The sequence below is a fragment of the Raoultibacter massiliensis genome (assembly GCF_900199545.1).
In the GTDB taxonomy this organism is placed as follows: Bacteria; Actinomycetota; Coriobacteriia; order Coriobacteriales; family Eggerthellaceae; genus Raoultibacter; species Raoultibacter massiliensis.
This window is the reverse complement of record NZ_LT962671.1, coordinates 821,989-833,867: the sequence shown is the minus strand read 5'-3', so window position 1 is coordinate 833,867 and position 11,879 is coordinate 821,989. Positions and strand designations below refer to the sequence as shown.

The window sequence follows — 11,879 nt, the reverse complement described above, 5'->3', positions numbered from 1 at the left end:
TGACGGTGGGAGATTCTACACCACTCACCTGGTACGCACCATACGTACCGCGAAATGCGCATCAGAAGACCGCGATCCGAGCCTCGTCGAGAACACGCGATTGCCGCATATCTCGTCGAGCTCGAAGGCTGCGCCCGCCTCGCTTTCGAGGAAGCGCTTGACCGTTTCCGCGTTCTCCTGCCTGAGCACCGTGCACGTGGCATAGGCGAGCGAGCCGCCCTGCGCCACGTGCCCCGCAGAGGAAACGAGCATGGCGAACCCCGTTTCGGCAAGCGCATCGATATCCTTTTCGGTAATGCGCCATCTGATTTCGGGATGCCGCCTGAGCGTTCCCAGCCCCGAACACGGCGCATCGATGAACACCTCGTCGAACGAGCGGTCTGGAAAAACCGCGTCGAGGTCGGTCGCATCGCCTGTGCATGCCCTGGCAACGGCGGCCCCGTAGCGCTGAGCACGTTCGACGAGCAGGTTGGTTTTGAACTCATGGTTGTCGAGGGTGTAAAGATCGAGCTGGCTTCCGTAAAGGCGCTTCGCATTGCTCTGCAGCAAGATGGTTTTCGTCGCGCGACCGGCACCCACTTCGAGAAACGTCGAAGGCTTTCGCCCCTTCGGAAGCACGCCTGCGGCAACCATCTGGGAGGCCGCATCGCTCACGAGGATCTTACCCTCGCCGAACAGGCGCTTGACCGCCTCATCTTGAAGCGCGCGCGGCGCCTCGAGCCGATAGCAACCCGCAACGGCATCCGCTCCGAACGTCACTGCGCGAAGCGGGGCGGACGCGCTTTCGAATGCGGCGAGAACCTCTTCGTCTGAAGACTTCAACCCGTTGACGGCAATGAAAACCGGTGCAGGCTCGTTCGATGCCTCCATGAAGGCGACCGCCGACTCCAGGCCGAGATCGGCCACAAGCCTGCGGGCGAGCCATTCGGGAAACGCATAGGACCGGGCGAGCGCCGCCACATCGGTTGCAGGGTCGCCGAAGGGAAAATCCTGCTTGGCCGCCACGATTTTTCGCAGCACCGCATTGGCGAGTCCCGTCGCTTTCGGAGCTACCGACCTGACGAGCTCGACTCCCTGATCGACCGCAGCATGCGGGCTCTTATCGAGGAACATGATCTCGTATGTGCTGATTCGCAGCGCGTCTCGCACGTCGCTTTTTATGTCGCTCGGTGATTTGAGGCATCGATCGATCACCTCGTCGAGCGTGCCCGAACTGCTTGCCACGCCCAATGCGAGCTTGGTCGAAAACGCCCGATCTTCGGGCGAAAGGGATGACCCGTCTACGTGCTTCGCTATGACATCCTGCGCATAGGCGCTGCGCGTGCGCACGATCGCGCCCACCTCAAGCGCCGCACGACGGGCCGGACTCGCTTTCGCGGCGCGGTCACGCGATCCTTTATACGCCATCGGGCGCCCCCCAAACAAGAGAGCCGTCCTTGATGCCTTGGATGCCGGCCGCAAACGATTTCGCGTCCATCTCCTGCTTCCCATCCGGCTTCACGCGCAGCACCTCAGCGGCACCCCTGGTCAGACCGATGAACAAGCGCTTGCCCGCAAACCGCACTGAACCGCGTTCCATATCCCGAGTCAGTTCCAGCGCCGCCTCGTCGCCTGAGATGCCCCGAAGCTCGAGCACCGTCACCGATCGACCCGCCAAAACGGCATGGGAAGGATGGGCCGGACTCGAAGCGCGCACTTTCAGCACGGCTTTGCGCGGATCGTCTTCAGGACGAAGGTCGAGCTCGTGCTTCTCGATTTTCTTCGCATACGTCGCGCGCTCCTCGTCCTGCTCGATCCATTCGGCAACGCCTTCTTGAATATGGACGAGCGCCGTCAGAAGCGCATGCGATCCCAAGTTCGCAAGCTCGTCGGAAAGCGCCGCAGCGCTCTTGTCTTCCATGCTGGCGGTGCGGCAGATGCAGTAAGCGCCCGTATCGAGACCCTCCTCCATGCGCATCACGCACACGCCGGTTTCGGTATCGCCGGCAAGGATGGCGCGTTCGACCGGAGCCGCCCCCCTCCATGCGGGCAGCAGCGACGCATGCACGTTGATGCAGCCGTATCGGGGAATGGCGAGAACCTCCGGCGGAAGTATCATGCCGTAGGCCGCGACGCAAACGGCATCGGGCTCGAGCGCGGCAAGATGAGCCTGTTCGGACTCGTCACGCAGCGTCCGCGGCGTGCGAACTTCGATCCCGTAGCGTTCGGCCACCAGCTTCACGGGCGACGCCGCAGTTTCGGCACCGCGGCCCCGAACGGCATCGGGCCTCGTGTAAACGGCGGCTATTTCGTGCTGCTGCACGAGATCCTCGAGGATCGTAGCTGCGAACTCGGGCGTGCCCATGAAGATCAGTTTCATTGCACGGGACCCGTTTCTCCCGGTTTCGCCCCGGCTGCCAGCGCCGCCTCGTAGGCCCTGAGCGCCTCGATCCTCGCCATGGGATCGCACACCTCGAACATCGTCTTGCCGTCGAGGTGGTCGAGTTCGTGCTGCAAGCATCTTCCCAGCAGTCCGTCGCCTTCGATAGTCCATTCCTCTCCGTCGAGATCGAGAAAGCGAACTTTGGCGAACGGCGGGCGGGCGATCTCGACCGTGATGCCCGGGCACGACAGGCAACCCTCCCCCATGACGATGGGATCGCCCTGAAGCTCGACGAGTTCGGGGTTGATCATGTAGATGGGATTGCGCTCGTCCGATTCGGTGTCACAGTCGACCACGACCACACGCTTGAGAACGCCGACCTGGGGTGCGGCGAGACCGCAGCCGTTGTTTTTGTACATCGCCTTGGCCATCTGTTTGGCGAGTTTCTTTATGCTCTTGTCTTCAACGCGGCACGGCTCGCATACCTGCCGCAGCATGGGATCGGGTGAAAGCACGATATTCATGTTCGTTTCCTTTTCAAAGCTATGAGGAAAGGATTTCCGTGAAAGCGGGCTTTTGCGGAAATCCCCTGTTATTCACAGCCATTGTCGGTCAGGTTACCGATCTTGTCCAGCGGAATCGCCCCGCTTGACAGAAGGTTCATCAACGAAAACCTCCTTGAGCGATGCGGCAAGGCCCGCGATGCCCTGGATATCGGACGGCACGATGAGCTTGGTGGCCGTTCCGTTGGCGAGCACGCCGAGCGATTCGAGCGCCTTCAGCGTCAGAACCGCGTTGTCGGCACCGGCATCGCGCACCATGCGGATGCCGTCGGCCGTTGCCTGCTGGACGTTGCGGATGGCGTCCGCCTCGCCCTCGGCCTCGCGGATCTGCTTTTCCTTCTCGGCCTCTGCGGCAAGGATGACCTGCTGCTTGTCGGCCTCGGCTGCGAGGATCTGGGCTTGCTTGTTGCCTTCTGCGATCGTGATGGCCGCCTGCTTCTCGCCCTCGGCCAAAAGAACCGCCTCGCGCTTCTCGCGCTCGGCTTTCATCTGCTTCTCCATGGCCTGCTGGATGGCGGCGGGCGGCGTGATGTTCTTAACCTCCACGCGGTTGACCTTGATGCCCCAGGCGTCGGTCGCCTCGTCGAGGATGGCCCGCATCTTCGCGTTCACCACGTCACGCGAGACGAGCGTCGTATCAAGGTCCAAGTCTCCGATGATGTTGCGCAGCGTCGTCGCCGAAAGGTTCTCGATCGCAATGATGGGGTTCTCGACGCCGTAGCAATACAGCTTCGGATCCATGATCTGGAAAAACACGACCGTGTCGATGGACATGGTCACATTGTCTTTCGTGATGACGGGCTGCGGCGGGAAATCGAACACCTGCTCTTTGAGCGAGATGCCGCCGCGCACGCGGTCGATGAAGGGTACTTTGACGTGCAGGCCGTTGTTCCAGGTGGCCAAATACGAGCCGAAACGCTCGACGACCGCAGCAGTGGCCTGCGGTACGATCTTTATGCAGGTTACGGAAAAGAGGATGAGCAATACCACGAGCACCGCGACTACGATCAATGCATTCATGCTTGTTTCCTTTCAACGATGAGCGTGATGCTCTCTCTGTTTTTCACAACGACCGTCTCACCGGTCGGTATTACCGAGTTGTCGGCGCTTCTCGCCGCCCACGTCATGCGGTTGGCCGTTTCAACCCGGCCAACGAGGCGTTCGTTGTCGATGCCCTCGATAACGATGGCGGATTGCCCGACAACGTCGGGTTCTTCGGTTTCTCCGCGTTTGCGGTACTTGACGAACACCGGCCTGAGAACGATCAGGCAGACGATCGATACCAGGAAGAACACGACGAGCTGCGCCACGAGGTCGAACCCGAGCAGGTTCGCAAGAAATGCGACAAGCGCTCCGATGACGAACCACATGGTGATCAAGCCGAGCGATAAAACCTCGACGACGCCCATGACCGCCGCAACTCCGAGCCATATGAAGGGACTCATAACGCCTCCTTTCTTTCATGACAAGTATACTAAATGTAACTTGTTCTCTGTTATGTTAGAACACCCGAAACCATTCTGTTACCTTCTCGGTCACACTATCCGCCAACGCGGTCGAGAACCCCGCGAAACGCCCCGTTCGACCGTTCTTCCGACCTCGGCCGGTCACCTTCGCCCGACCCCGCGTGCAAACCGGCTTCACCCGCCCCCGCGTACGGCGAATCAACCTTGTCCGACCGATTTGTGCGCAAGCCTGCGCTTCGCCAGCTCCTTCTGCATGGCCACCGCGCTTTCGAACAACAGCTCGTATTCTTGAGGATCGAGCCTATCGGCCTGCGCAAGCTGGGCCTTGAGCGCGGCAATCGCATCGTCCATATCGCCGATGGCAAGTTCCTCGGCAAGAAACGTCGCGAGCTGCGAAGCTCCCGTCTCCTCCGACATCGTTCCCGATGTGAGGATGCTCGCCGCAGCGGGGACCGCCTGCTGGGCCGCTGTAATGATATCGGGAGCCTTCGCCTGGGGATTATCCGCAAGCGTCGCAAGGATGCTTTGGGAAAGCAGGCCGTGCACCGTTTCGTGCCATTGCGTCTGGGCGAGGGCTTCAGCCAGACGTAAACCCTCCTCGGGCCGCCGTGCCACGAGGCTTAAGAACTCGCGCTCGTAGCGGCGGCGGGAAAGTTCGCTTTGCGGGAGCGCAGACGCTGCCGTCGGACGGCGCGTCGGCTGCTCGGATGCAGGCTCGGCCTGCGCGCCGGGCTGCCGGGGCGGCTCGAGGCGCTCGAGCTGTTCGAGCACGTCGTTTTCGCGGGCGCGGACCATGCCCGCGATCTGGATCGCGTAATCCTTCGCGAGGATCGAATCCTTAATAGGCGCAAGCACCGCAAGAGCATCGGCGAGAGCCGCCGCCCGCGATTCCGCCGAAGAGAGGTCGTATTTCGCTATGCGCCGCTCGATACCGTACCTGAGCAGGGGGCGAGCGGAGGCCAGCAGTTCGCGCAGTGCATCCGCGCCGCGCTGGCCCACGAAATCGGCCGGGTCGAGATCATCGGGAAGCGTTACGGCGGCGAGCTCGATCTTGGTGCGGCCCGCCTCGGGCGTCATGGACCGATCGATGAACCCGAGGGCGCGGTCAGCGGCGCGCTGCCCCGCTTCATCGCCGTCGAACAAATAGATTATCTGGCGCTTCGCATGTCTCGAGAGCGCACGGATATGCTGGGTCGTGAGCGCCGTCCCCAGCGTTGCCACCGCGTTTTGAATGCCCGCCTCATGCAGCGCGATCACATCGGTGTATCCCTCGACCACCACGGCAACGCCCGTTGCGGCCATGGAGGTTTTCGCCTTGTCGAGGCCGAACAGCACCTCGGACTTATGGAATACGGGCGTTTCCTGGGAGTTCAGATATTTAGGTTGCCCGTCTCCGATGATGCGCCCGCCAAACGCGATGCAATCGCCCTGCACGTCGAAGATGGGAAACATCACGCGGTTGTAGAACCGATCCTTCAGCCCCCCGCGGCGGCCATCCCTGCCCCCATCGAGGGCGACGTTGGCATCGACGAGCTCTTTGTCCTTGAAGCCCTTCGCCTTGAGATGGCGCACGAGCTGCCCCGATCCCGGTGCGAAACCGAGCTCCCAGCGCTTGGGCACTTCCCCGCCGAACCCACGGCTCGCCAGGTAGCTGCGCGCCGATGCGGCGCCGGGATCCTTGCCCCGCATGAGCTGCATATGGTAGAACGCCGCCGTTTCCTTACAAATTTCCTTGAGCCGCGCCTTGTATCCGTGGGCAACGGCCGGTTTGCCGTTTTCGGTGATCTGGACTCCCCCGCGCTCGGCGAGCTTGCGGACCGCATCGGGAAAATCGAGATCGTCCACCTGCATGACGAAGCTGAATACATCGCCGCCTGCACCGCATCCGAAGCAGTGCCACAGCTGCGATGCTGGATCGATCTTGCAGGAAGGGGTCTTCTCATCGTGGATGGGGCAGCAGCACCAGAAATCGCGACCCCGCTGCTTCACGGGCACGCGGTCGCCGACAACCGACACGAGGTCGTTTGCCTCGCGCACCTTGCGGATATCCTCTTCGCTGAAGCCTGCCACTGCCTATGCGTTCCTTATCACGGATGCGTACGCTTGTATGATCAACGACAAGTATACCCCAAGAGCGAGGGCGGCGACGCGTCGGCTTCACCGCCCTCGGCGAATCTCCGTCACGGGCCTCCGCCGATCCGCAGCGCCGCCCGAACTCGGTTGCCGAAAACCTCCAAAGGTGTATAACCTGAAGAAATCCGAGCACGGCACCAACGGCTTATCCAATAAGATACAATAGCGCTGAACAGCACGGCGCGCCCAGGGCGCGCCCCCGACAAACGCAGAGGAGCACCGCATGGACACTGCGAACCCATCGACCGATCCCGGGCAGCAAGCCTGCAGCCCCATCCCCTACCTTTCCCTCGACCCCGCAATAGCCGACGCGATCCGAGAAGATCGCCTGAACCACGTTGCGAACCCCTATCGATTCGACGACCAAAACGTCATAAGGCGCCAGCCCAGCGAGCATGACGAGGCAACGCTTACCCGCCCCGCATTCGGACGCGACATCGAGAAGATCATCAACGTTCCCGCCTACAACCGCTACGCGGACAAGACGCAGGTATTTTCCTTCATACAAAACGACGACATCTCGAGGCGCGGCCTTCACGTCCAGCTCGTAAGCCGCATCGCCCGCAACATCGGCAACATCCTCGGACTCAACATCGATCTCATCGAGGCGATCGCCCTCGGCCACGACGTGGGGCATACCCCGTTCGGCCACGCAGGCGAGAAGTTCCTCGGCAAGCTCTACCACGCCAATACCGGACGCTTTTTCAACCACAACGTGCACTCGGTACGCGTGCTCGACAAGCTTTTCAGACGCAATATCAGCCTGCAGACGCTCGACGGGGTGCTCTGCCACAATGGCGAATTCGCCCAACAGGTGCTCTCCGTGAGCGATCTCGGCAGCTTCGAGGCCTTCGACCGGATAGTCGAGGACTGCTATCTCGACGAGACGACGATCAAGCGCCTGCGCCCCTCGACGCTGGAGGGGTGCGTGGTGCGCGTGAGCGACATGATCGCCTACCTGGGAAAGGATCGCCAAGACGCCATGGACATGGGCGTGGTCGACTCGCTGTCAAGCTTCGACTCCAGGGTGATCGGACGGGGAAACGCCCAGATCATCAACAACCTGACCGTCGACATCGTCAACAACAGCTACGGCAAAGACCGCATCGCGATGAGCAAGGAGGTCTTCGACGACCTCAAGCGGGCCAAAGCGCAGAACTACGAGCAGATATACTTCAACGAAGGCGTCATATCGGGTTACGGCAACATCGTCGAAGAGATGTTCGCGGAAATGTACGAAAAACTGCTTTCCGATCTCGCAGCGCGCAACGAGGACTCGCCGGTGTTTCGCCATCACATCTCGAACCTCGTAACGAAATCGCGCACCGTGCGCGCAGACGAGTACCTCGCAGAGGACCCCGACCAAATCGTCGTCGACTACATGGCTTCGATGACCGACAGCTACTTCACGACGCTCTACGGGCTCCTCTTCCCGAAAAGCGACAAGCACATCATCTCGCAGGACTACTGCGCCGATCTGCGAAGCTAGCTTCGGCGTCGGCGCACAACGCGAAAGGATCACCATGAAGATACTCATTGCCTCCGACGTGCACGGTTCCGCTCGCTTTTGCTCCATGCTCGCCGAACGCATCGCCGAAGAGGACCCCGACACAGTGCTTTTGCTCGGCGATCTGCTCTACCACGGCCCGCGCAACGCGCTGCCCGAACAGTACGATCCCATGGCGGTCGCCGACACGCTTAACGGCTTCAAGCAGCACATCATCGCAGTCCGCGGAAACTGCGAAGCCGAAGTCGACCAGATGGTGCTCGACTTTCCCTGCATGGCCGATTACACCGAGCTCGTCGACGCGCAGGGCAGGACGCTGTTCGCCACCCACGGCCACCTCTGGAACCCCGAGAGCCTTCCCTACATCGCGCCGGGCGGCGCATTTCTGTACGGGCATACCCATAAAAAGCAGCTCGAAGAAACGGGAGGGATCCTGCTCGTCAATCCGGGCAGCGTCTCGATTCCCAAAGACGGATCTCGCAGCTACGCCATGTTCGAAGACGGAGTCTTCTCGCTCAAAGAGCTTTCGGGCGACCTGCTTGCCGAAGCCGAGCTTCCATCTCTGCGCTGAGCTTTCCGCACAGCAGCCGCAGACAGCGCGGCGGACGCTTCTTCGCCACGCTGGCCCTGACCCAACCGTTGGATGAATCAGAAGTTCGCATCTCCTTGCGATGGTAGCATGTGCTGTTGCACAAAACCGCTCGTCAAAGGAGGATCTATGGAAGTCGCTTCATCCAAGAAGTACGCAGCCGAAGCATTGGGCACCTGCGTGCTCACCCTGTTCGGATGCGGCAGCGCTGCCGTGGCAGGTTCGGTACTCGGAACCCTCGGCATCGCGTTCGCATTCGGCCTTTCGATCATAGCCATGGCATTCGTCATCGGCAACGTATCGGGATGCCATATCAACCCCGCCGTATCGCTGGGGCTGTTCCTCGACAAACGGCTCTCGGGCAAAGACCTTGTCGGGTACTGGATCGCCCAGTTCGTCGGCGGCATCGTCGGCGCCGCCCTGCTTTACTTCATCATCGCCAACTGCACGGCATTGGGCGGAGTCGCTGCGACCGGACTCGGTTGCGACGGCTACGACGCCGCCTCCTCGGTCGGCATCGGCCTTGTCGGCGCACTTGTTGTCGAGGTTATCCTCACCTGCATTTTCGTGCTTTCCGTACTCGGCTCCACCGCCAACGAGAAGACCGCTCCCTACGCGGGCATAATCATCGGGCTCACGCTTACCTTCGTGCATATCATGGGTATCCCGTTGACGGGCACATCCGTCAACCCCGCCCGCAGCTTCGGCCCGGCGCTCATGATGGCGGGTATCGATCCGACGGCGATCTCCCAGGTTTGGGTGTTCATCGCAGCCCCGCTCGTCGGCGCCGCGCTCGCCGCGCTCATCTGGAAGGCCTTCAAGACCGCGAAGTAATCGAAGGTCCACTCCGAAGGGCACTGTGGGCCGACCGGCCTTCGCTTTACGCGCTTAAACGGAGGAACCGAGCGCCCTGCAGGCGAAAAGGACATCGCAAGCCTTATTCGGCAGCGATGTCCTTTTTCAGTTTCGCCAAATCCGATTCGCCGTACACCCTGATCCCCGCCCGCTCAAGCGCCACCGCGGCAAAGCCGCTTCCCTGCACGAGCACGGAGGAAAACGTTCCGTCGTAAACCGCCTTCGATCCGCAGGAGGGGCTTCGCTCCTTGAGCACCGCAAAACGGCATCCTTCTCCCAACGCCCTGCGAACCGCCCGCTCGGCGCCTCGCTGAAACGCCTCGGTCACATCGGCCCCGTCGCACGTCACCACACGAGAACCCAAAATCTCGGAGGGCTTTCGGGGGACGGGAAGACCACCGAGCACCTCGGGGCAGATGGGCACAAGCTCGGCAAACTCGGCGATCTCGTCGATTCCTGCGCAGGTGCAGGCCGCGCCGTCGAAACGGCACCGCTCGCCCGCGAGGCATGCGCTCACAAGCACTTTGACCCTTCCATCGGCATCCACGCCATGCGCCCCTAGCTTACGCGGCCGTTTTCGACCGAATACGTCTTGTCGGCGAACATGCAGGTCGATGCCCGATGGCTCACAAGCACGATCGTCTTGTCGGCCTTGCTCGCCTCGAGCGCCGAAAGAACCGCCGCCTCGTTCAGGCTATCGAGGTTGGACGTCGGCTCGTCGAGCAGCACGAACGGGGCATCGTAGAGAAACACCCTCGCAAGGCCGATTCGCTGGCGTTCGCCGCCCGAGAGCGTATCGCCCAGCTCCCCGACCGGCGTGTCGTAACCCTGCGGCAGCCGCCCGATCAAATCGAGGATCGCCGCCTTGCGGCACGCCTCGTCGAGTTCCGCATCGGTCGCTTCCGGCTTGACAAGCGCGATGTTTTCCCTCACGGTGCCCGTAAACAGGTGAGTTTCCTGCGTCATATAGCTTTCGTTGTCGCGCAAGCTCGTCGTATCGATCGCACGGATATCGGTTCCGGATAGCTCGATCGATCCTTCCGTCACATCCCAGAATCGCATGAGCAGCTTGAGAAACGTCGATTTGCCCGATCCGCTGCGCCCGGCTATGTTGACCACCGTTTTCGGCTGAATGCGCAGGTTCACGTTCCCCAAGATCTGCTCGGCTCCGTAGGAAAAGCCGACGTCTCGGGCTTCGGCGCCCTCAAACGATACGGCAACGCCGTCGGTCACATCCCGGACCTCGGGGCTCTCGTCGAGCACGTCGAGCACACGGGCACCCGAAGCGAACGTTTGCTGCAGCGTCGATCCGAGGTTTGCGACGGCGATCACCGGCCCGAACGACGACATGAAGGCCATCACGCAGATGAGCGCTTCCGAAAAGCCGAGCCCGCCTGCGGCATACAAGCTGAAGGCAACCCCGACCATCGCAACGTCGAACGCGAGCACGAGCGCACTGGTAAGGGCCATGAACCAGCCCATTCTGCGCTTGAGCACGGCCTCGACCGAAGCGAGGTTTTCGGTGCGTTGCTCAAGCTCGACCGAGCGCTTCCTCTCGCACCCGTACTGCAACGTCTCGCGCAACCCCCTCAGGCTGTCGAGCACGAAAGTATTCATATCGCCAACCTGATCGCGGAATTCGCGGCCACCCTTGCCAGCCATGCGCGAGGCGGTAAGGGGCACGATAAGTCCGATGACGAGATACGCCGCAAGGGCCACGAAGGCGAGCGGAAGGGAAAACGATCCGATGAACGCCGTCATGCCGAGAGACACCACGACGGCTATGGCTATCGGGGAAATCGTGTGGGCATAGAATACTTCGAGCAGTTCGACATCCGATGTCAGAAGCGATATGAGGTTGCCTTTGTCGCGCCCCTCGAGCTTGGCGGGCGCAAGTCTGCGCAGCGAGCCGAACACCTTGTCGCGGATGAGCGCGAGCAGCTTGAAGGCGATGAAATGGTTGCACAGCTGTTCACCGTAGCGCAAAGGCCCGCGCACTATGCCGCATACCGCAACGAGCACGCACGCCGCTCCGAACCCGATGCCGGCGGGCATGCCCGCCGCGTCGACGATTCCATATGCGCCGAACGTCGTGAGGAATATGGCTGCGAAGAACCCGGCAACGCCCAGCACGACGGCAAGGACCATGTACGGCAAAAGCGGACCGACGAGCGCGATCAGCCGAAGCATAACGGATAGATTCGTGCGCTTTTCCCTCGGCGCGCCCGACGTCTCCCCCGCATCTTCAATCGGAGAACGGTCCTTGTCGGCCGCGCACGACCCCGCATCGCCCGCGAGAGAAGCGCCATCGGCAGACGCCGTTTGCCCGCCTGTGCAAGCCGCCCGCTCGCGGGCGGCGTACGCTTCGAGCTTCGCCTGCTGATTCCACAGGCGGGCATAGACC

General features: G+C 61.7%; 11 protein-coding genes. 3 read left to right on the top strand and 8 right to left on the bottom strand.

Annotation, left to right across the window (positions count from 1 at the left end; all coding sequences use genetic code 11):
- Window positions 1-24 precede the first annotated feature (24 nt).
- From C1719_RS07695 to dnaG, 6 genes are all read right to left on the bottom strand, one after another.
- Window positions 25-1,407: a transcription antitermination factor NusB gene (locus C1719_RS07695; protein ID WP_102374568.1), complete on the bottom strand. Its 1,383-nt coding sequence runs from the start codon at window positions 1,405-1,407 to the stop codon at window positions 25-27.
- Window positions 1,397-2,359: a methionyl-tRNA formyltransferase gene (fmt, locus tag C1719_RS07690; protein ID WP_102374567.1), complete on the bottom strand. Its 963-nt coding sequence runs from the start codon at window positions 2,357-2,359 to the stop codon at window positions 1,397-1,399. The genes C1719_RS07695 and fmt overlap by 11 nt, the downstream gene beginning before the upstream one ends.
- The gene (def, locus tag C1719_RS07685) at window positions 2,356-2,886 is read right to left on the bottom strand and encodes a peptide deformylase (RefSeq protein WP_102374566.1); all 531 of its coding nucleotides are present in this window, start codon (window positions 2,884-2,886) and stop codon (window positions 2,356-2,358) included. Before def ends, fmt begins: the two co-directional genes overlap by 4 nt.
- Window positions 2,887-2,979: 93 nt before the next feature.
- A complete protein-coding gene (locus C1719_RS07680) occupies window positions 2,980-3,945 on the bottom strand; it encodes an SPFH domain-containing protein (RefSeq protein WP_102374565.1) in 966 nt (321 codons plus the stop codon).
- Entirely contained in the window at window positions 3,942-4,370 is a 429-nt protein-coding gene (locus tag C1719_RS07675; protein ID WP_102374564.1) for an NfeD family protein, read from the bottom strand. Before C1719_RS07675 ends, C1719_RS07680 begins: the two co-directional genes overlap by 4 nt.
- 219 nt (window positions 4,371-4,589) lie before the next feature.
- Window positions 4,590-6,461, bottom strand: a complete 1,872-nt coding sequence (gene dnaG, locus C1719_RS07670; RefSeq protein ID WP_102374563.1) for a DNA primase — start codon at window positions 6,459-6,461, stop codon at window positions 4,590-4,592.
- Between the two features lie 286 nt (window positions 6,462-6,747).
- On the opposite strand from dnaG, the gene C1719_RS07665 reads away from it, so the two are divergent.
- The 3 genes from C1719_RS07665 to C1719_RS07655 all read left to right on the top strand — a co-directional run bounded on the left by C1719_RS07665 (window position 6,748) and on the right by C1719_RS07655 (window position 9,454).
- Complete coding sequence (locus C1719_RS07665; protein WP_102374562.1) at window positions 6,748-8,013, top strand: deoxyguanosinetriphosphate triphosphohydrolase family protein; 1,266 nt, start codon at window positions 6,748-6,750, stop codon at window positions 8,011-8,013.
- A gap of 34 nt (window positions 8,014-8,047) precedes the next feature.
- A complete protein-coding gene (gene yfcE / locus C1719_RS07660) occupies window positions 8,048-8,602 on the top strand; it encodes a phosphodiesterase (RefSeq protein ID WP_102374561.1) in 555 nt (184 codons plus the stop codon).
- A 147-nt stretch (window positions 8,603-8,749) separates the two neighbouring features.
- Window positions 8,750-9,454 carry an aquaporin gene (locus C1719_RS07655; RefSeq protein ID WP_102374560.1) on the top strand — a complete coding sequence of 235 codons (705 nt, stop codon included), beginning with the start codon at window positions 8,750-8,752 and terminating at the stop codon, window positions 9,452-9,454.
- A gap of 103 nt (window positions 9,455-9,557) precedes the next feature.
- Here the strand turns inward: C1719_RS07655 and C1719_RS07650 are convergent, their stop codons facing one another.
- Together C1719_RS07650 and cydC are read right to left on the bottom strand one after the other, a co-directional pair.
- On the bottom strand, window positions 9,558-10,022 hold the full coding sequence (locus tag C1719_RS07650; protein WP_102374559.1) for a 2-thiouracil desulfurase family protein: 465 nt from the start codon (window positions 10,020-10,022) through the stop codon (window positions 9,558-9,560).
- Window positions 10,023-10,033: 11 nt separating this feature from the next.
- Window positions 10,034-11,879, bottom strand: a 1,846-nt coding sequence (gene cydC / locus C1719_RS07645; RefSeq protein WP_245874421.1) for a thiol reductant ABC exporter subunit CydC, incomplete at its 5' end; no start/stop codon positions are given.

What these genes read in the sequence shown, in the direction of transcription:
- C1719_RS07695 (WP_102374568.1), bottom strand. Translation starts at nt 1,407, where the DNA reads ATGGCGTATAAAGGATCGCGTGACCGCGCCGCGAAAGCGAGTCCGGCC.
- fmt (WP_102374567.1), bottom strand. Translation starts at nt 2,359, where the DNA reads ATGAAACTGATCTTCATGGGCACGCCCGAGTTCGCAGCTACGATCCTC.
- def (WP_102374566.1), bottom strand. Translation starts at nt 2,886, where the DNA reads ATGAATATCGTGCTTTCACCCGATCCCATGCTGCGGCAGGTATGCGAG.
- C1719_RS07680 (WP_102374565.1), bottom strand. Translation starts at nt 3,945, where the DNA reads ATGAATGCATTGATCGTAGTCGCGGTGCTCGTGGTATTGCTCATCCTC.
- C1719_RS07675 (WP_102374564.1), bottom strand. Translation starts at nt 4,370, where the DNA reads ATGAGTCCCTTCATATGGCTCGGAGTTGCGGCGGTCATGGGCGTCGTC.
- C1719_RS07665 (WP_102374562.1), top strand. Translation starts at nt 6,748, where the DNA reads ATGGACACTGCGAACCCATCGACCGATCCCGGGCAGCAAGCCTGCAGC.
- yfcE (WP_102374561.1), top strand. Translation starts at nt 8,048, where the DNA reads ATGAAGATACTCATTGCCTCCGACGTGCACGGTTCCGCTCGCTTTTGC.
- C1719_RS07655 (WP_102374560.1), top strand. Translation starts at nt 8,750, where the DNA reads ATGGAAGTCGCTTCATCCAAGAAGTACGCAGCCGAAGCATTGGGCACC.